Source organism: Pontixanthobacter sp., from assembly GCF_049682855.1.
Lineage (GTDB): Bacteria > Pseudomonadota > Alphaproteobacteria > Sphingomonadales > Sphingomonadaceae > Pontixanthobacter.
On the sequence record NZ_JBAUIK010000008.1, the window covers coordinates 267,778 to 287,080 of the forward strand.

20 protein-coding genes are annotated in these 19,303 nt (G+C 56.7%); 6 read left to right on the top strand and 14 right to left on the bottom strand.

Annotation, left to right across the window (positions count from 1 at the left end):
- Positions 1-5: 5 nt before the first annotated feature.
- From WA922_RS05080 to WA922_RS05090, 3 genes are all read left to right on the top strand, one after another.
- Positions 6-1,127 carry a glycosyltransferase family 4 protein gene (locus WA922_RS05080; RefSeq protein ID WP_424770587.1) on the top strand — a complete coding sequence of 374 codons (1,122 nt, stop codon included), beginning with the start codon at positions 6-8 and terminating at the stop codon, positions 1,125-1,127.
- A gap of 93 nt (positions 1,128-1,220) precedes the next feature.
- Positions 1,221-2,522, top strand: coding sequence for a sugar transferase (locus WA922_RS05085; RefSeq protein ID WP_424770588.1), 1,302 nt, complete (start codon positions 1,221-1,223; stop codon positions 2,520-2,522).
- Between the two features lie 35 nt (positions 2,523-2,557).
- Positions 2,558-3,571 (top strand): GDP-mannose 4,6-dehydratase, encoded by a 1,014-nt coding sequence (locus WA922_RS05090; RefSeq protein ID WP_424770589.1) that lies wholly within the window; start codon positions 2,558-2,560, stop codon positions 3,569-3,571.
- 5 nt (positions 3,572-3,576) lie between these two features.
- Here WA922_RS05090 and wecC read toward each other — a convergent pair whose 3' ends face one another.
- From wecC to WA922_RS05145, 11 genes are all read right to left on the bottom strand, one after another.
- Positions 3,577-4,878 (bottom strand): UDP-N-acetyl-D-mannosamine dehydrogenase, encoded by a 1,302-nt coding sequence (gene wecC / locus WA922_RS05095; RefSeq protein ID WP_424770590.1) that lies wholly within the window; start codon positions 4,876-4,878, stop codon positions 3,577-3,579.
- A gap of 72 nt (positions 4,879-4,950) precedes the next feature.
- Entirely contained in the window at positions 4,951-6,075 is a 1,125-nt protein-coding gene (gene wecB / locus WA922_RS05100) for a non-hydrolyzing UDP-N-acetylglucosamine 2-epimerase (protein WP_424770591.1), read from the bottom strand.
- Positions 6,076-6,130: 55 nt separating this feature from the next.
- On the bottom strand, positions 6,131-6,700 hold the full coding sequence (locus WA922_RS05105; protein WP_424770592.1) for a hypothetical protein: 570 nt from the start codon (positions 6,698-6,700) through the stop codon (positions 6,131-6,133).
- An 80-nt stretch (positions 6,701-6,780) separates the two neighbouring features.
- Entirely contained in the window at positions 6,781-7,302 is a 522-nt protein-coding gene (locus WA922_RS05110; RefSeq protein WP_424770593.1) for a demethoxyubiquinone hydroxylase family protein, read from the bottom strand.
- A gap of 42 nt (positions 7,303-7,344) precedes the next feature.
- Entirely contained in the window at positions 7,345-7,827 is a 483-nt protein-coding gene (locus WA922_RS05115) for a disulfide bond formation protein B (protein ID WP_424770594.1), read from the bottom strand.
- 17 nt (positions 7,828-7,844) lie between these two features.
- Entirely contained in the window at positions 7,845-9,182 is a 1,338-nt protein-coding gene (locus tag WA922_RS05120; protein WP_424770595.1) for a S41 family peptidase, read from the bottom strand.
- 137 nt (positions 9,183-9,319) lie between these two features.
- Entirely contained in the window at positions 9,320-10,543 is a 1,224-nt protein-coding gene (locus WA922_RS05125; RefSeq protein WP_424770596.1) for a murein hydrolase activator EnvC family protein, read from the bottom strand.
- A gap of 20 nt (positions 10,544-10,563) precedes the next feature.
- Positions 10,564-10,983, bottom strand: a complete 420-nt coding sequence (locus WA922_RS05130) for a 23S rRNA (pseudouridine(1915)-N(3))-methyltransferase RlmH (protein ID WP_424770597.1) — start codon at positions 10,981-10,983, stop codon at positions 10,564-10,566.
- A gap of 35 nt (positions 10,984-11,018) precedes the next feature.
- On the bottom strand, positions 11,019-11,441 hold the full coding sequence (rsfS, locus tag WA922_RS05135; protein ID WP_424770598.1) for a ribosome silencing factor: 423 nt from the start codon (positions 11,439-11,441) through the stop codon (positions 11,019-11,021).
- A gap of 73 nt (positions 11,442-11,514) precedes the next feature.
- Positions 11,515-12,171, bottom strand: a complete 657-nt coding sequence (locus WA922_RS05140) for a nicotinate-nucleotide adenylyltransferase (RefSeq protein ID WP_424770599.1) — start codon at positions 12,169-12,171, stop codon at positions 11,515-11,517.
- A 2-nt stretch (positions 12,172-12,173) separates the two neighbouring features.
- Positions 12,174-13,448, bottom strand: coding sequence for a glutamate-5-semialdehyde dehydrogenase (locus WA922_RS05145; protein WP_424770600.1), 1,275 nt, complete (start codon positions 13,446-13,448; stop codon positions 12,174-12,176).
- A gap of 329 nt (positions 13,449-13,777) precedes the next feature.
- On the opposite strand from WA922_RS05145, the gene WA922_RS05150 reads away from it, so the two are divergent.
- Together WA922_RS05150 and WA922_RS05155 are read left to right on the top strand one after the other, a co-directional pair.
- Positions 13,778-14,899, top strand: coding sequence for a M23 family metallopeptidase (locus tag WA922_RS05150; RefSeq protein WP_424770601.1), 1,122 nt, complete (start codon positions 13,778-13,780; stop codon positions 14,897-14,899).
- Positions 14,847-15,296 carry a bactofilin family protein gene (locus tag WA922_RS05155; protein ID WP_424770602.1) on the top strand — a complete coding sequence of 150 codons (450 nt, stop codon included), beginning with the start codon at positions 14,847-14,849 and terminating at the stop codon, positions 15,294-15,296. The genes WA922_RS05150 and WA922_RS05155 overlap by 53 nt, the downstream gene beginning before the upstream one ends.
- On the opposite strand, the gene WA922_RS05160 is transcribed toward WA922_RS05155, so the two are convergent.
- The 3 genes from WA922_RS05160 to WA922_RS05170 all read right to left on the bottom strand — a co-directional run bounded on the left by WA922_RS05160 (position 15,293) and on the right by WA922_RS05170 (position 18,920).
- A complete protein-coding gene (locus WA922_RS05160) occupies positions 15,293-17,005 on the bottom strand; it encodes a long-chain-fatty-acid--CoA ligase (protein ID WP_424770603.1) in 1,713 nt (570 codons plus the stop codon). The genes WA922_RS05155 and WA922_RS05160 overlap by 4 nt on opposite strands.
- 81 nt (positions 17,006-17,086) lie before the next feature.
- Positions 17,087-17,806 (bottom strand): DUF1013 domain-containing protein, encoded by a 720-nt coding sequence (locus WA922_RS05165; protein ID WP_424770721.1) that lies wholly within the window; start codon positions 17,804-17,806, stop codon positions 17,087-17,089.
- Between the two features lie 118 nt (positions 17,807-17,924).
- On the bottom strand, positions 17,925-18,920 hold the full coding sequence (locus tag WA922_RS05170) for an NAD(P)H-quinone oxidoreductase (RefSeq protein ID WP_424770722.1): 996 nt from the start codon (positions 18,918-18,920) through the stop codon (positions 17,925-17,927).
- A gap of 166 nt (positions 18,921-19,086) precedes the next feature.
- Between WA922_RS05170 and WA922_RS05175 the strand changes: the two genes are divergently transcribed.
- The gene (locus WA922_RS05175) at positions 19,087-19,287 is read left to right on the top strand and encodes a DUF1192 family protein (protein ID WP_424770604.1); all 201 of its coding nucleotides are present in this window, start codon (positions 19,087-19,089) and stop codon (positions 19,285-19,287) included.
- Positions 19,288-19,303: the final 16 nt, after the last annotated feature.

Genomic DNA, 19,303 nt, shown 5'->3' on the forward strand with positions numbered 1-19,303 from the left:
TCAAGATGCCGCAAGGTCTCCATATCATCCTGACTGTCAATGCAGCGTGGAACATCGCAAATTTCAGGATGCCTCTTATCCGGGCACTTCTGGCAAACGGACACACAGTCACTGTACTGGCACCAAAAGATGATGCGGTTGAAACATTGCGTAATGTCGGGTGCCAATGGGTGGATCTCGAAATAGATAAACAAGGCCTCAACCCGCTCAAGGACGCCAAACTGATTGCCGAGTTTCGCAAACATTTTAAATCATTGAAGCCCGATATAATACTCAGCTTCACGATTAAAAATAATGTGTTCGGGGCTCTTGCTGCAAAACCGCTTAGAATTCCTTTTGTGCCGAATGTCACTGGCCTGGGCACCGCATTTTTATCAAGCGGAATATTACTACGTTTGGCACGCGGATTATACCGTACAGCATTTCGTAGCTTACCCGTTGTGTTCTTTCAAAACAGAGATGACAGAGACCTGTTTGTGAAATTCGGCCTGATCGCTCCAAACCAAGCACAATTGCTTCCCGGATCGGGTATTGATTTGAGCGCATTTTCACCTGCTCCCTACTCTGATGGTACAGGCGCGCTACGTTATCTGTTTGTCGGACGCATTATTCGCGACAAAGGCGTCATCGAGTTTGTGGAAGCCGCCCGTATTGTGAAGGCAGAACGAAGCAATATTCGCTTTCAAATGTTGGGTGCCATTGGTTTCGCCAACCGAACTAGCATTCCCGTTCAGCAGGTGCAGGAATGGCAGGATGAAGGATTGATTGAATACCTTGGAATAACCACAGACGTGCGGGTTCCAATGGCGGATTCCGATTGTATCGTACTTCCATCGTACCGCGAAGGTGCCCCGCGCACTTTAATTGAAGGGGCGGCATTGGGCCGCCCAGCTATCGCGACCAACGTACCCGGGTGTAATGCGGTCGTGGATCATGGCATCACAGGCTTGCTCTGCGCAGCCCGAGATTCCTCAGCTTTAGCCTGTGCTATGCTGCAATTTGGAGAGATGAGCCAGGCGGAAAGAGCAGAAATGGGCCGCAAAGCGCGCTCGAAAATCGAGAAGGAATATTCTGTAGAGCATATAATTGCAGCCTATCGCGGCGTAATTGCCGCAATGGTAAAATAGCCTCTCTCATGCCTACCTATGTTGCCTTGAACGGAGCAACTCTTTACGAGTTGGCTAGTTTAAAATTATATATGATCGCCTAGGGGACCAGCGGTGATAATACAGCAAGGCCAACATCTGGCGCTAGATCGCGGCAATCCCCTTTCAGAGCCAAGCGTAAAATTTATCTGCTACCTATTGTTCGGCGTGCTGACCCCGTTTCTCGTGTGGTATGCTTTGCGGCTCCCGTCGTTTCTCGGTAACTACATGCCGAACACCGCAATCGCTACCAGCATAGCCGCTTTTTTTACTTGGTATACGCTCGAAAAATTTCGGTTTTACGCCAAAGCACGCATTCTTTCCTACGTAGTTCCCATCAATCTTCTGACATTCGGTAGCGCATTTGCTATTATCGGCCTATTTAGGGCGCCGTATAGTACCTCGCTTTTTTTGAGCGGCTTTGCTGCGACCATCATAACCAGCTATCTTCTCACCGCGCTAACGCGTTTCGGCAGCAGGACTGAATATATCGCACCTGGCGGACAGGTGACCGAATTACGTGAGCAAGCCAACCGGGTGCTTGCGAACTCTCCTGCGGAGCTATCGCGTATGATTGACAACCGGGAATTGTTCGGATCAATCGTCGGGGATTTACACTTCGATCATCCGCCAGAATGGGCGCGGCTGTTCGCAAAAGCGGCTCTGCACGGTATTCCTGTGTACCATTATCGCCAGATAAGCGAATTGGTGACGGGGCAGGTGCGGATTGATCACTTGAGCGAAAACGTCTTGGGATCTCTGATACCCAACCTACCCTATATGGCTGTGAAGCGCGGTGTTGATGTTCTCGCTGTGTTCGTGGCTTTGCCGGTATTGCTCCCCGTTTTTGTGATCATTGCAATCCTGATTAAAATCGATTCCCAGGGGCAAGTCTTTTTTATTCAGGACCGCGTCGGTTTCCGCGGGGAAGTCTTTCGTCTGGTGAAATTTCGTACAATGGTGCCTCGTGAGATTGGTAACACTCCGGAAGCGCAGCGCGAAGATTCAATGACTCAATCGGATGATGATAGAATAACCCGCTTGGGCAGGTTTATCCGTAAAGTCAGACTGGATGAATTACCGCAAGCCTGGAATGTTCTTAAAGGTGAAATGAGCTGGATTGGCCCGCGCCCCGAAGCGATGAGCCTGTCAGAGTGGTACGAGAGTCAAATTCCGTTCTATTCCTACAGACACATCGTCCGTCCCGGGCTAACCGGATGGGCACAGGTCAATCAGGGGCACGTCACAAATCTAAATGATGTGAACGCCAAGCTTCGATACGATTTTTACTACGTGAAAAACATATCGCATTGGCTCGATATGCTGATTGCGCTCAAAACAATCCGCGTCGTTTTACGCGGGCTCGGCGCAAAGTAACTGTCACTCTTTTAATATCAGGGGCCTCAAATCTCATGCGCAAAGTTCTGGTTACCGGTTCTGCTGGTTTTATCGGCTTTCACCTATCCAACCTGCTTTTGAAAGAGGGGTTTCAGGTAATCGGGTTTGATGGAATGACTGACTATTATGATGTTCGCATCAAAAAGCGGCGCCATCAGATGCTGCTTCAGAATGAGCACTTTTCCGCGCATGTCGGCATGCTTGAAGATTTCGAGGCTCTGCGCGACCTTATGCTCGCGGAGAAGCCTGACGTCATCGTCCATCTCGCGGCGCAGGCCGGTGTCCGGTACAGCCTTGAAAATCCCCGCGCCTATCTGGATGCCAATATTATCGGCACATTCAACATCATGGAATGCGCGCGCGAACTGGCCGTCGATCACCTGCTGATGGCATCAACTAGCTCGGTATATGGCGCGAATGAGGATATGCCGTTTGACGAGCTGGAGCGGGTCGAAACACCGATGACATTTTACGCCGCGACCAAAAAAGCCAATGAATCTATGGCGCATAGCTATGCCCATTTGTGGAACATGCCAACGACTATGTTCCGCTTCTTTACGGTCTATGGGCCTTGGGGGCGCCCCGACATGGCGCTGTTCAAATTCACCAAGGGTATCCTCGATGGGACGCCCATTGATATTTACAATCACGGCGAGATGTACCGCGATTTCACCTTCGTGACTGATCTGGTTCGCGGCATACGCCTGCTGATCGGCGCTGTGCCAGAGCGGCGCGAAACCAAAGACGTCATCGCTGAGGGTGACAGCCTGTCACCTGTTGCCCCATTCCGGGTCGTTAATATCGGCAATAGCGATAAGGTGAAATTGACTGATTTCATTGACGAGATCGAACGCCAATGCGGAAAAGAGGCCAATCGCAATTACATGGAGATGCAAAAAGGCGATGTACCGGCGACATGGGCCAATGCTGAACTGCTTAAACGCCTCACGGGATATCAGCCACAGACCGATTACCGGGAAGGAATCCGGCAGTTTGTCGAATGGTACCGCGCATATTATAGTGTTTAGATGGTTTAACTTGCCAGACGTAACCCGGGCTTGCCCGGCTGCCCGGCGGTATTGGGCCAGATACCGCGCGTATCATAAACCAGTGCGCCGCCCCGCTCCTGTGCTGGGACGACTTTGAAAATATCGTGATCGACCAGGACAATTAGAATGCCGCAATTCTCGAGCGCAAAGTCGATATCGACCAGTTCAGCACCCGTATTATCAAATTCCAGCGGAAGCGCGCTGGCATAAGGTTCGACAATCTTCACCCGTTCGCCGAACCGGCGAGCGATTTTGCCAGCGATAAAGCGAGCAGGGCTCTCGCGGAAATCATCTATATTCGCTTTGAACGCCAGGCCCAGGCACGCTACCGGAACGCCCGGATTGTCTTCAATCAGCTTGCTTGCGGCAGCAACCACGTGATGCATTTTTGCGTCGTTTACTTCGCGGCCGGTGCGAATAAGCGGTGAATGATCAGGCGCGCCATGAATGATGAAATAGGGGTCAACCGCGATACAGTGGCCGCCCACACCGGGGCCAGGCTGAAGAATGTTGACGCGCGGGTGACGGTTAGCAAGTTTGATAACTTCCCACACATCCAGGCCCATCGCGTCAGAAATCATCGATAGCTCGTTCGCAAAGGCGATATTCACGTCGCGATAGGCATTTTCAACCAGCTTGGTCATTTCTGCCGAACGGGCATCTGTCGTCACACAGGTGCCGCGCACAAATTGTTTGTAAAACGCCAATGCTTTGCGGGCGCATCGCGGTGTAATGCCGCCAATGGAGCGGTCGTTATGTGTCAGCTCCTCCAAAATCTTGCCCGGCAATACGCGTTCCGGGCAATATGCGATCGATATGTCGGGTGTGCCATCGGTTTTGCCGGGCATTTTGAGATCAGGGCGCAAACCGGCGATCATATCGCGCATCGCCTCTGTAGTGCCAACCGGCGAGGTCGATTCCAGAATTATAGTGTCACCCTGTTTTAATACGCCTGCAACTTCGGTCGCAGCTGACATTACGTATGATGTGTCAGGCGTATGATTTCCATCCTTCTCGAACGGCGTGGGCACTGCAATTACAAACACATCAGCCGGTACGATTTGCGTTGACGCCTTCAGAGTGCCGCGCTGGACAACGCCGCGCACAAGACCATCCAGATCTACTTCCTCTATATGGATTTCGCCGCGGTTAATCGTGTCTACCACGGTCTGGGACACATCGATTCCGGTTACCGGGCAGTTGGCGCGCGCGATAATCGCCGCTGTCGGCAAGCCAATATAGCCAAGGCCAATAACGCAAGTGTTGGGTTTGTTGTCGCCGCGCATGATATCCTGCCAGTGTTCGTGTGTCCGGCACCCATACGGGCAGAGAGTAAATATTGCGGTAACGCTGGCAGTCTATCCTTGCGCCAAAGCTGTTACAATCCGTGCGACGGCATGTCCGTCACCAAACGGATTGTGCGCGGTAGACATGGCGGCATAGGCATCTGCATCGTCAAGCAGCTTGAAACACTCCGACACGATGACATCAGCATCTGTCCCAACCAGTTTGGCGGTTCCTGCGTCAACCCCCTCTGGGCGTTCTGTGGTTTCGCGCATCACCAGTACCGGCTTGCCTAGAGCGGGTGCCTCCTCCTGAACACCGCCACTGTCGGTCAGCATCAAGGTGCAGATATCGAGCAGCCGCGCAAAATGCGGATAATCGAGCGGTTCGATCAAGGCGACATTGTCGAGCCCTGCGAGCTCCGCATTCATCACTTTGCGCACATTCGGATTGAGGTGGACGGGGAAAATCATGGCGACATCGTCCCGCATTGCAATACGGCGGATAGCTTCGGCGATCGCTTCCATTCCCCCACCAAAATTCTCGCGCCGATGGCTGGTTACGCCAATGATCCGCCTCCCGGCAAAGCGGGTCTCAAGGTCGGCAAGATTGTTAGCGAGACCGGGGTTATTGGTGATCTGGCCGGTGATCCAGTGCAAGGCGTCGATTACCGTATTACCGGTGACATGAACTGTAGCTGGGTCGATGGCTTCTCGCTTCAGCGCATTGGCTGCCGTTTCAGTCGGCGCGAAATGCAATGCGGCAAAGCTGCCAACAATCTTGCGATTGACCTCTTCGGGCCAGGGGTGATGGATATTACCGCTGCGCAGACCCGCCTCTACATGGGCGACAGGAATTTTACGGTAATAGGCCGCCAGGGCTCCGCTCATGGCGGTGGCCGTATCACCTTGAACAATGACCCAATCAGGGTTCTCTTTGTCGAGCACTTTGCCGATACCGGTCAGCAGATTGGCAGTAAGGCCATCCAGCGTCTGGTCGGGCTGCATCAGATCAAGATCATGATCCGGAACAATCCCTGCAATGTCCAGCACCTGGTCCAGCATCCCGCGATGCTGGCCCGAAACACATACACGCGAATCAAAGCGCGGATCGGCGCTGAGCGCATGCACGAGCGGAAAGAATTTAATGGCTTCGGGCCGGGTGCCGAAAACAGACAGTATTTTGATTGGTTTGCTCATGCGCCCGCCCATAGAGCAATAAAGTTACCAGCGTCCACGCAATTAGCGCAAGGACCTAGGGAGCGTTCGGGTCCGGCAGAGCGCCTTCTTCGCCCGCAATTTCGCCGGCGCGTTCACGCTCCAGCCGTTCAGTATATTCGCGCTCGATCTGCTCGACCCGGTCTTGCTCCTCAGCAGCGATTGCATCAATCTCGCTCAGCCGCTCTGCACGCGCTGCGGATATAAGTTCACTAAACCGGACATTGGATCCCTCGCGCTTTTCACCATAGGCTTGCCGAAGCAATTGCTGAGTGCAGCCAGTAAACCCGCCCGCACCTACGGTCGAACACGAAAGCGTACCGAATGCGCCAGTCATTTCCAGTGATTCCACCCGTTCAGCCCAGGCTTCATTTTCAGGATTATCGGAGAACCGTAAGGCTTCGGGGATACGATACCTGTCGCCTTCGGGCAGACGGGCGATGACAACAATTTCCTTTTCACTGCATTCTGGTGCTTCATCATCACCATATACAATCGCCATGCAGACATCGTCACTCGGCGCGTCCTGTGCTGCGGCAGAAGTTCCGCCAGCCATCAATCCAGCCCAGCACAGTGCGGCTCCCAATAGCGGCGATATAATTTTCATAGTGACTATCCGTTGGTTTGAGAGTTGAAATATCCCTTATCATCTGCGGCGGTGAATAGGATATGAAGGGCGTGGCTGGCTTAGATCCGCTCCGAAATCTTGATCGCGACTTTACAGCCCAGCCGGATTGCACTCGACAGTAGCGGGTATGCAGGAGCCTTTTCCGCACCAGCAGCCAGTGCAGCATCGCGGTGTTCCCGCTCATCTTCGCGAAATTCCTCAATCATACCCGCCAGTTCCGGGTCAGCATCGGTTTCAGCAAGAGCATCAAGCTGATCGGAATAATGTTTGTCAATCTCGGTTTCCACCGCCGCAGTACAGGCCATGGCCGCTTCGGGGCCGAGCAAGGCCGTGCCTGCTCCCAGCGCATAACCAGCCACCGACCAGAATGGATGCAGTGCCGTGGGGCGAACACCGCGCCTTGCCATTAACGCATTGAATTTCTTATGGTGGCCATCTTCCTGTGCCGCCATTGCTGCAATTTCTGCCGATAGCGGGTGACGATCACCCATGACTGCCAATTGTCCGGCATAGATACGCGTCGCGCCATATTCTCCAGCCTGATCGACCCGGATCATCCGGTCCAGTTCTGCCTTATTCATGCTGCACTATCCTTTGCCAAGTTTGGCCTTATAATACCCTTATTAAACCCGGCTAACATCCGGCTTCATCAAAATTACTGAAATCGCGATTGCTGAACCTGTGGAGATCACACAGTTCCAGCCGGCAAGACTGATCCCGAACAAATCCCACGGTGCTGCGTCGCAGCGCACCATCGGTGCGTTCATCACAGATTCTAGCGCATTACCGCCCGCTGCAGCGGCGATTATGGCACAGCTGGTAATGCCGTCCCACCAGCCATATTCAACCCCGGCATGAAAGCCGCCGATTGCGCCTGACGCCAGAATGGCAACAGCTGCCAGCCCGGTCATCATGCGCCTAAATGGCGTAGCTATTGATGAAAGAGCGAAAGCAAGCGCCGCAAAATGCGGCCAGCGTTGCCACCAGCACATTTCGCAAGGATAAAGCCCGAAAATAAGTTCCGAAACATACGCACCGCCGAGCAAAAGAGCCGGAACCGCAATGGCTAGAGATTGGGCTGTTTTAACGGTCGGAGCAAAAGCCATACACGATAATTAGGGACTTATCGGGCCCGCGCAACTGCATTCGGTGCGCCGCGCTGCAAAGTCTCCAGCGCATAATACAATTGAAAGTCTGCAACGCCCCGCTGCTCCAGCTCTGCGGCTGTCATTTGAAAACGCGGATCATCACGCTTGTCGGTCTCCAGAGCCTTGTCTTCCAATTTCAGCTCATTAACCAGATGGCCGCGCAAATCGGATTCGCGCATCTGGAATTTCGTCCGGCGCTCAAGGTCGGGGTCAGAGAGCTGCGGAACGTTAATGTCGGGTGTGATGCCGCCTTCCTGAACCGAATTGCCAGCGGGAGTGTAATATCGTGCTGTCGTCAATTTCAGGGCGGTGTCGCGGGTAAGCGGCAGAAGGGTCTGCACGCTGCCCTTACCAAAGCTCTGATCGCCCATAATGACCGCCCGGCGGTGATCTTGCAGCGCGCCCGCAACAATCTCTGAGGCAGAGGCGGAGCCTGCGTCAATCAGCACAATCATTGGCAGACCTTCGGCAATCTGACCGCGAAACACGCTTTCTGCATCATACAGGATTGTCTCGCCGCGCGCTCGGCCGCGCTGCGAAACAATCCGCCCGCGATCAAGAAACAGATCGGACAGGGCCACGGCCTCATCAAGCGAACCGCCTGGATTGGAGCGTAGATCAAGCACCAGGCCCGATACCCGGCCAGTGGCTTCGCGCTGGATTTTCTGCCACGCCGCATAGACATCGGCGCCCACATCGCGGGAGAATTCATTGACGGTAATCACGCCGATATTACCGGTCTCGACTGTGTACGTCACCGGTTCCAGTTCGATCACGCCGCGCGTCACGGTTACATCAAAAGGTTCCTCACGCCCGGCGCGGAAGATGGTCAGCCGGATGGAAGTACCGGCGGGGCCGCGCATCCGTGAAACCGCCTCATCCAGTTCCCCCCCATAGATCAAATCACCCTCAAGATGGGTGATATAGTCGCCCGCTTTCAGGCCCGCTTCTTCTGCGGGGCTGCCGCGGAATGGGGAGATGACTTTTACAGCGCCATCATCCAGCACAACCGACAGGCCTAGCCCGGAATAATTGCCATCAATCATCGTATTGAGACGCTCAAGATCCTGACCATCGAGATAGCCGGAATGCGGATCGAGCGATGCGAGCATCCCGTCAATCGCGCCGCGAATCAGCTTCTCATCATCAACCGGCTCGACATAGTTCGCTTTGATCTGCTGATAGGTCGCGAATAATTTCGAGAATTCGGGGCCAACGCGCCCGTCAACTTGGGCCAAACCAGCGGTGGTGGCCGGTATCAGGGCAACCGCAGTAACCAGAGCGGCAGAACGGGCAAGAGCAGCGAATTTCATACAGAATGACCTCGTGATTTAACAAAGGTCTATCGCGCAATTGATGTGAACGCCAGATGATGATTGCTGTGCCGTCCCGGAGCGGGGCGAAGAGCGGACAGAAGCTTACTGTAAAGCCTCGCCCAAGCTGCCCGGGTTCAGCGTATCTGATCGAGCGGATTGACCGGCTTGCCATCGCGCCGCAATTCCAGTGTCACCACCGGTTGATCGACGCCGGCGACCCCAAGCGGCGCGCCTGCGACCAATGCGTCACCTACACTGACATCTGTTCGGGCCATGCCGGTCACCAGGCTTGTCCAGCCGCCATCATGTTCCAATATCACGATCCGGTCATATCCGCGATAGGGCCCAGCAAAGGCCACGCGCCCTTGCGCCGGCGCAGTGACTTGGGCTCCGCTGCGCGGGGCAAGCGACAATCCTTTCACGCGAATGCCGCTCTCGCCCATATCGCCAAAACCCGCCACAGTCCTGCCAGTGACCGGCAGCTGGAAGGCAGGCGCGCTGCCGGTGGCAGATGATGGCGGTAACCCGCCCGCCGCGGCGATGCCCCGTTCAGGGCTATTCGGGCGCAGGAGCGGACCCGGCAAATCGGCCAAAGATTTTCGAACACGCGCTTCGGCACCAAATTTTTCTGCCAAAGCATCCAGATCGCGCGCTTGTTCTGCCAAGGCTAAAGCACGCTCATTCTCGCGGTCGGCCCTACCCCCCGCTTGCCGGGACACCAGACGTTGCTGAGTCTCGAGAATTGCCAGGCGTTTCTGCCGCTCTTCCAATTCGGTTTCGCTTGTCTGTAGCGCGGCGAGAGCCTGTTGTGCTTCTTGCTCAAGCTGTTTTCCGCGATCAATCTCAGCCCGCAAAGCCGCAGTACGCTGCCGCACTTGCGGAATGGTGCTGTCCAGCATCGCCCGCAAATATACAGTTTCGCGCACACTGCCGGGCTTTAATGCCGATAAAGCGAGAGGGCGCCGCGCCAGTTTTTGCAACGCCCCGGTTAGCCGGACCAAAGGCTCTCGCCGTTCAGCCAGGCGCCGGTTTAACTGCGATCTTTGGCCGCCAATGATGGTAATGCGCGCCTCGGCAGCGGCGATACCCGCTTCCGCCTGCTGGATCCGGGCTGCCATCGCAGCTGCTTGGCGCGCCGTGCGCTCGGCCGCTTCGCGGGCGTCCTCCGCCTCCGCTTCCAAGCGTTTTCCGCGAATATCTGCGGCGTTGGCGTCTGCCAAAGCCCGCTGTAAAGCCTCGCGCGCTTCGGCGGCGGAATTGACCCCGCTGCTCTGCTGGGCCCAGACCGCACCGCCTGCAAGACAAACGAATGCCAGCGTTGCCAATGCTGCATAAGCGGGATGGGTCAGGCGGCGCATAATCATCCTTTGCCCGATCATCACGACCGATGATAGGGGTGGCCTGAAAGGATCGTGGTGGCGCGGTAAATTTGTTCCATCACCATCGCGCGGGCCAGCAGATGCGGCCAAGTCGCTCTGCCGAAAGCAAACAGAATATCTGCCTCGCGCCGCGCGTCTGCGCTATGGCCGTCGGCAGCGCCAAGGATGAAGCGTGCCTCCCTAACGCCATCATCGCGCCATTGGCCCAGTATACTGGCAAATTCTTCTGATCCAAGCTGCTTTCCGCGCTCATCCAGCAATATTGTGCGTAAGGGCGCTTGCGGCGGTGCAATATTTCCGCCTGTCTCTGGCAATTCGGTCAATTTAACCGGCCAGGTGATCCGTTTCTCGTAGCGCGCCACCAGTTCAGCCTCTGGAGAACGGGCTATTTTTCCTCGTCCGATAATATGCAGCAGCATGCCTATCGCTTGCCTGATCGCACGGTGCCCGGCGCTTATGCCGCGCCGTTTGCAACCGGAGGAGCATCACCAAAGGCCCACATGCGTTCCAGATTGTAGAAACTGCGCACCTCGGGGCGGAACAGATGGACAACCACATCGCCGGCATCGATCAAAACCCAATCGGCCGCAGGCAAACCTTCCAAGCGGACTGGACCATGACCGTCTTTCTTGAGACGCTCCGCCAGCTTCTGCGCCATTGTTGCAACCTGTCGAGTCGAGCGACCTGACGCGATCACCATATGATCGGCAATGCTGCTTTTACCAGCCAGCGGGATCGTCACCATTTCTTGCGCCTGATCATCGTCAAGCTGTGCGTGAACAGTGGCCAGCGATGTGCCCGGCTCCGCAATGACTGCTGGAACGTCTGGATGGATGTTCGTATCTGTAACGGTTGATGATGTTGGCGCCTTGGTCATGGACGGTGCCGAAACTCCTGTGTGCAAGGTAATAATATGTCTTGTGTAGTGACCGGTATGAGGCAATCGCGCATCATTGCGAAACCTGCCCGGCCTGATGGTCGTCGGTAACAATCCGGTGCGTCACTTGGTCGCGGGGCGCGCTGTTTATCATACGCGATGCCCAATCCGGGTCCGCCTGGCGGATTGCCGTCGCAGACCGTGTGTCGGGATCAAAATTCAAAATCACCAGTGCCGGTGCGCTCCATTGTGTCCGCTGTTTGAAAACGCCCGCAGCGACACGATATCGCCGCAACCATGCCATTGCCGGACTCGCAATCGCTGCTCTGTTATAGCCAGGGCGGGCAATAACCGCAATCGGCATGGTTCGCCCGATTGTTCGCCATTGCCGCCAAAGGTGAAACTGGGCCAAATTATCGGACCCCATCAGCCAGACAAAATCATGCCCGGGATAACGGCGCGCGATCGCCCTGAGAGTATCGCACGTATAGCGGGTACCGAGCTGCTGCTCAATGGCGGTCACCCTTATCGGGGCGCGGCGCGCCTGCTCAATCGCCGAGTGGACGCGCGCAGAAAGCGGCGCCATCCCGGCCGCTGGTTTCAGAGGATTTCCCGGAGAAACGAGCCACCACGCCGCGTCCAGGCCGAGCGCATCCAAAGCGAACCGTGTAATGCGCCAGTGCCCGCCATGCGCAGGGTTAAAACTGCCGCCAAGCAGGCCGATTCGCATGATCAGGGGCGCACCTGGCCGGTGCCGCGGACGCACCATTTATAGGTGGTCAAACCTTCCAGCGCGACTGGGCCGCGGGCATGCAAACGGCCTGTGGCAATACCAATTTCGGCCCCCAGACCGAATTCCCCGCCATCAGCAAACTGGCTGGAGGCGTTAACCATGACTATGGCAGAATCGACCCGGTTGAGGAATTTTTCCGCAACATCGGCGTCGTCAGTGATGATTGCGTCGGTGTGACCCGATGAGTGATCCGCAATATGCGCAAGCGCCTCGTCCAGCCCGTCGACAAGGCGAACTGACACAATCGGTTCGAGATATTCTGTATCCCAATCGCTGGATTGCGCAGGGGCAATTCGGCTGTCGATGGCCATCACCCTCGCATCGCCGCGGACCGCGCAGCCCCCTTCGATCAGACGCTCCAGCACGCCATGCGCGCCGCCAAATTGCGTATCGATCAGCAGACTCTCCATCGCGCCGCAAATCCCCGGACGGCGCATTTTGGCATTGAACGCCACCTCGCCAGCCATAGCGGGATCGGCGGCAGAATGGATATAGGTGTGACAAATACCGTCCAGATGCGCCAGAACGGGAACTCTGGCGTCCTGCTGCACGCGCGCGACCAGCCCTTTGCCGCCGCGCGGGATGATCATGTCAATTTGCCCTGCCGCCGCCAGCATTGCGCCCACTGCTGCGCGGTCTTGCGTTGGAACCAGTTGAACCGCAGCGGCAGGTACGCCGCCAGCCACAAGTCCGGTCACAAAGGCATGATGGATGGCGGCGTTGGAGCGTACAGCTTCGCTGCCGCCCCGCAAAATGACAGCATTACCGGCACGGATACACAGCGCCGCAGCATCCGCCGTTACGTTGGGGCGGCTTTCGTAAATGATTCCCAAAACCCCGATGGGAACCCGCACGCGGCTAAGCTCGAGACCGTTGGGCCGCTCGCTTTTCTCCAATATTTCGCCAACTGGATCGGGCAGGTCCGCCACCGCCTCCACCGCCAGCGCAATGCCGTCCAGTCGGGCGTCATCCAGTCGCAAGCGGTCGAGCATAGCCGGGGACAAGCCGCCACGTTCGCTCTCGGCGCTATCTTTGGCATTGGCCGCCAGTATGGCGCCGGCCGAATCGCGCAGCGATGCAGCGGCACGATGCAAGGCAGCGGCCTTTTGCGGATCGCTCAATTGCGCAAGATGGTGCTGGGCAGCGCGCGCAGCGGCGGCGCACCGGCCGACAATCGCTTCGGGGGTGTTAGCTGATGATAGGCCGGCTTGCATGGAATTACTGTAGCAGTGAAATGCGGCGATGCCAGTGCCCGGTGCCAGTGCCCGGCGCCAGTGCGGGATACCAGTGCCGGTAATCTGCAGGCCAGCCGGTCAATAAACATATGCCAGCTGGCATAACTACGCACATTCTGGCCGGGTTCCGCCATAATCGCTCGCTTCATCGCGGGACTCCGTCACCTCGGCGTAATCAAACGGTTAACCGATTCGACGGTCACCGATTCGCGTGATAACGGCGCGCCAAGAGAGAGAATCGGTTGGGCCGCATCACGGGGGAAGCCTCATTGGATAACAATTTATCTGCCAACGGTTGGAAAAGCCGGGTGGCTGGCTGGTTCCCAGACCGCGAATTCTTCATGCGGTCGCAGGGGCAGGTCCGCTTCATCAAGGTTTCATCCACGGTCCAGAAAGTGACGGCAGCGTTGGCTCTGGGCGCGTTGCTTGTCTGGGCAATATCGATGGCGATCATGGCGTGGAGCCAGTACCGCGCGCAAGCTGACCGTAGTTCCTTGCTGGAGCGCGTCGCGGAGGTCCAATCTAAAGAAGCACTGGTTGCAGAATATTCCGGCAACATCGAAGATAAAATTGACGAGCTGGAAAAGCGCCACGAGTTTCTCGAAGCGATGGCGCCCATGCTGCCCGACGATGTCCAGGCGGATGAAACGGTGTCCGATTCCTCATCTGAAACAGCCAAGGCCGTGTCCGAAGTAAGTGCATTGATTCCCGAAGCGGCTGGCCTCATTCAGTTTGAGGCCGAACAATTGGCTTTCGTTGAAAATCTGACGCGCTATGCAGACCGCCGGGCTGCGCGGGCTTCCAACGCCATTCGCAAACTCGGCCTGAACCCTGATGCCATTGCAGTTGCCGCTGATAAAGATGCGATGGGCGGCCCGCTTGAACTGCTGACGACCGGCGCCAATGGTAAAATTGATCCCCGGTTTGAGCGGCTCGGCCTGAGCATGGCCCGGATGGCAGCGTTAGAGCGCGGACTGGATGGTATTCCGCAGGTTCTGCCAGCTGCTCGGGAAAATCTTTCATCCGGCTTCGGATACCGCAGAGACCCGTTCAGTGGCGGCGGCGCGATGCATTCCGGCCTTGATTTCCGCGGGCCCTATGGTGCGCCGATATACGCAGCGGCCAAAGGCACGGTGTCATTCTCCGGATGGAAATCGGGCTATGGCAAAACAGTCGAAATTACTCACGGTAATGGTATGCTGACACGGTATGCGCACATGTCGCGCTTCGCGATTGCCAAGGGGCAGACGGTTGATGCCGGGACCGTTATCGGAGCGATCGGCAGTACCGGGCGCTCAACCGGACCGCACCTACATTTTGAAGTGCGGATCAACGACCGCGCGGTAAACCCATTGCCGTTTTTGGAAAGAGCTCCCAATGTTCTCAAAGAAGCCCGAACACCCGGCGCCGCGCGCCAATCTGGCCAGTAAGCCGGTGGCCAATAATTCAACGTTTTCGGTCATCGGATCGGACGTGACGATTAAGGGTGATGTGGCGGCGACAACAGAGCTGCATGTCGATGGCGCCATTCAAGGCGACATCAGCTGCGCGTCAATCGTTCAGGGCGAAACCAGTACGATCGAAGGCGCCATAGAAGCCGAAAGCGCACGGATGGCAGGTGTGGTAAAAGGGTCAATTTCAGCCCGCGAGCTGGTGATCCTGCGTAGCGCGAAAATTCACGGTGATGTGCATTATGATGCTCTGACCATCGAACAGGGCGCAGAAGTGGAGGGGCGGTTCGCCCCCAAGAAAGCCGCCGGCGAAGCTCCGTCCAAGTCAAAAGCTTCCAACAAAGGCGGAGAGCCTGCGCTGAGTGTTGCCAGCTAGGCCTGTATTTCGGCACGCAGCGCCTTGCGGTCCAGTTTTCCGATCATGGTTTTGGGCAGTTCGTCACGGATCTCCATATGCGTGACCCGCTCATGCTTGCCTATTCGCCCATTGAGCCAGCCGGTGAGCGCCTCGGCCGTTTCCTTCGCTCCTTCATTGAGCGTAACAAAAGCATGCGGCGTTTCGCCCAGATAATCGTCAGGCATGCCCAGCACCAACGCTTCCTTCACCCCGTCATGTTTGACCAATACGGCTTCAACCTGGCTGGGAAATACTTTGAAACCGCCAACCGCAATCATGTCCTTGCTGCGATCGACGATCGTGATGAACCCTTCATCATCAATAACCGCAATGTCACCGGTGCGCAGCCATGACTGCCCGTCGATTATGACAAAAGCGGTCGCGGCGGCTTCTGGCCGGTTCCAATAACCGCCCATGATCTGCGGCCCGCGAATGACCAGTTCGCCCGGCTCTCCATCCGGCGCGGCTTTCGAGGCGTCGTCCTTATCGACCAGCCGGATCAAGGTGCCGGGCACAACCTGCCCGATAGTACCTGGCTTACGAACGCCGTCATAGGGGTTGGCCGAAACGACGCCGGAGCTTTCCGTCAATCCATAGCCTTCAACCACCCGCACGCCGGTTTTTGCCTCAAATTTCTCGCGCAAAGGGGCCGAAATTGGCGCGCCGCCGGAAATACACACTTTGAGAGCGGAGAAATCAGTCGCCGCAAATTTGGGGTGGTCGATCAATGCCTGGAACATCGTCGGCACACCGGGGAAACCGGTTGCGCCGTATTTGCCAACCACATCCAGCACCTGGGCTGCCTCGAACCGCGGGACCATCGCGATAGAGCCGCCCGATACGACAGCATGGTTCAGCAAGGCGGTATTGGCAAATACGTGGAAGAACGGCAGCGCGCCCACAAACACTTCGTCCTGCGGCCTGCCAAACGGATTGATCGACGCCACCTGCTGGGCATTTATCGATAGATTAGAATGGCTGAGCATTGCGCCTTTGGGCGCGCCAGTTGTGCCGCCTGTATATTGCAGCAGCGCAAGATCATCAGGATCAATGGAGGGAAGGTCAGCGTGCTTGCCGCCGGATTGCTGCGGCGCCTCCCCCTGGCTGAGGACATCATTCCAGCCCAGCACCGCGTCGGAATAAGAAACTTTGGCAATCTTGCTGCGGGCAAGCAGCTTCATCGCCAAGCCTTTGACAGTCGGCAGCATGCCGGAAAGCCGGCCGATGATGAGCGATTCGAGCGCCGAGCAATCCAGAACATCCTCGGCAGTACGGTACAGCTCTGGCACGTCTATCGTCACCAGCATTTTGGTGCCTGAATCTGCCACTTGCTGTGCCAGTTCTTCAACCGAATATAGCGGCGAAAAATTGACCACGACGGCCCCTGCCATCATCGCCCCGTAATAAGCGGAAATATACATCGGCACATTCGGTAAAAACAGACCAATCCGGTCCCCCGCCATAATCCCGCGCCGCCTGAGCGCCAGCGCGAAACGGTGCGCATCAGCGTAGAGCGAACCATAGGTGAAGCCGCGCCCCATAAAATGCGCCAGCACAGCATCGGGCGCGCGTTTGGCGCTGGCAGCGAACATATCGGGCAGCGCCATAGGCTCGAAGGCCGTATCCCACGCTTTCGGGTGATGATAGGCAATGGCAGAAAACGGATTGGGAGCGTTATTGACAGTCATGTCAATAGGATGGCGCATGCCACCAGCCGGAGCAAGTGCAAAGCGCCGTCCCGGTCCAGATTAACGCAATTTACCCGGAGATCAGTCGGTCGGCGGTGCGGGTTCGGCTGCACCATCCGCTTCGCCAGCACGCTTTGCTTCAAGCCACGCTGCCGCTTCTGCTTCCTGAACCGCTTCCGATGCAGCCTTTTCGGCTTCAGCACGTTCGGCGTGGAGTTCGGCGATCAATTTGTCCTTATCGCTGACGACGGGCGTAGCCGGCGCAGGGGCCACTGCATCCTCGTCAACCTCTGGCGCGGGAATATTCTTTGCCGATTTGGCCACAACCGCATCAAGCTCGCGCTGCGAGCACAGGCCCAACGTCACCGGATCTTTGGGCTGAATGTTCTGGATGTTCCAATGGCTTCGGTCACGAATGGCATTGATCGTATTGCGCGTGGTTCCGATCAGTTTCGACAATTGTGCATCGGAAATTTCCGGATGATTGCGCAAAATCCACGCGATACCGTCTGGCTTATCCTGCCGCTTTGACACCGGCGTGTAACGCGGCCCCTTGGTGCGAGTAACCTCGACCGGAGCCTTCTGCATCACCAAACTGTAAGCCGGATCGGCTTGGCCGCGCTCGATTTCTTCATGCGTCAATTCGCCGGAATGCACCGGGTCACGGCCCGTATATTTACTGCCTGCAAGATCATCTGCCATCGCTTGCACTTCGAGAATATGCAGGCCGCAAAATTCGGCTACCTGCTCGAATGCGAGCGCGGTATTATCGATCAGCCATGTGGCTGTCGCATGCGGCATGAGCGGTTTGGCTTGAGTGTTCGCCACGGGAAATCTCCGGTAAAAATAATAGGGCCGCCCCTTTCGGAGCGGCCGTGCGGATATTCAACTAGGGTATCTCGCACCTTACGGCAAGCGATTACGTGACCTTGGTCTGGGCGATGTCCAGCACGATCTTGCCAATATGATCGCCCGCCTCCATCCGCTGATGTGCCGCAGCGACCTCTAGCAGAGGGAATATGCGGTCCATTTCAGGACGAAGGTCGCCGTCCTCGACGGCTGGCCAGACTGTGCTTGCTATTTCATCACACAGCAGCGCCTTAAACTCGTCAGCGCGGGCGCGTAAAGTCGAACCGGTGAGCGTCAAGCGGCGTGCCATAATCTGCGCCATGTTCAATTCCGCTGTCATCCCGCCCAAAACCGCGATCGTCACATGACGGCCATCCTGCGCCAGACAGGCCAGATTGCGCGGAACGTAATCGCCCGACACCATATCGAGCACCAACTGCACACCTGCACCATGAGTGATCCGCTTCACGTCCTCAACAAAATCAACCGCGCGGTAATTGATCGCATGGTCCGCCCCGATCTGAATTGCCGCAGCGCATTTCTCATCCGAGCCGCACGTGACAATCACGGCAAGATCAAACATCTTCGCCAGTTTGATCGCCATCGTGCCGATACCGCTGGTTCCGCCATGCACCAGCAATGTCTCCCCATCACAGGCCCAGCCGCGCTGAAACACATTATGCCACACAGTGAACAATGTTTCAGGCAAGGCCGCCGCCTCAGCCAGAGGCATCGCGTCTGGCACAGGCAAGCAATGTGCAATTTTGGCAAGGCAATATTCGGCATAGCCGCCGCCGCTCACCAACGCGCAAACATTCTTGCCCGCCATATCAGGAGCGTCACTGTCGCCGCACGCGACCACTCGGCCGGCGATTTCCAGGCCCGGTATCGGCGAGGCACCGGGCGGCGCGGGATAATGCCCCATCCGCTGGATCACATCGGGCCGGTTCACACCTGCATATGCAACCCGGATCAGACACTCGCCCGCCCCCGGTGCGGGAATGGGCAGGGTTTCTGCCCGAAAAACTTCGGGGCCGCCCGGCGCATCAAAGCCCATAGCGGTCATCGTTTTCGGTATCACGGCGGTCTGCCCCCACTGCCTGTCGTCTGCCCAATCGCTCTCAATGCTGTTGCCCAGGGGAAACACCCCCATCACTAAGCACTTGCGCTACAGGAAACTAACCCCACCTTGAGTTGACAGCAAGCACCGTCGCTTGCGAGATTGTAACCTGATGCAAGACGAAGATCTTCCCCGCCCCCGAGGCGATGCTGCGGAAAAGCTTGCGAGCGAGGATCTCGCGCCTTTGTCTCAGGACGAGCTGGCAACGCGGATTGATCTATTGCGCGCAGAGATTGCACGCGTTGAAACCCACCGTGACATGGCGGCAGCGCATAGGAAAGCCGCTGATGCTCTGTTTGGAAAGCCCGCGTGACCGGACTTGCACCGCC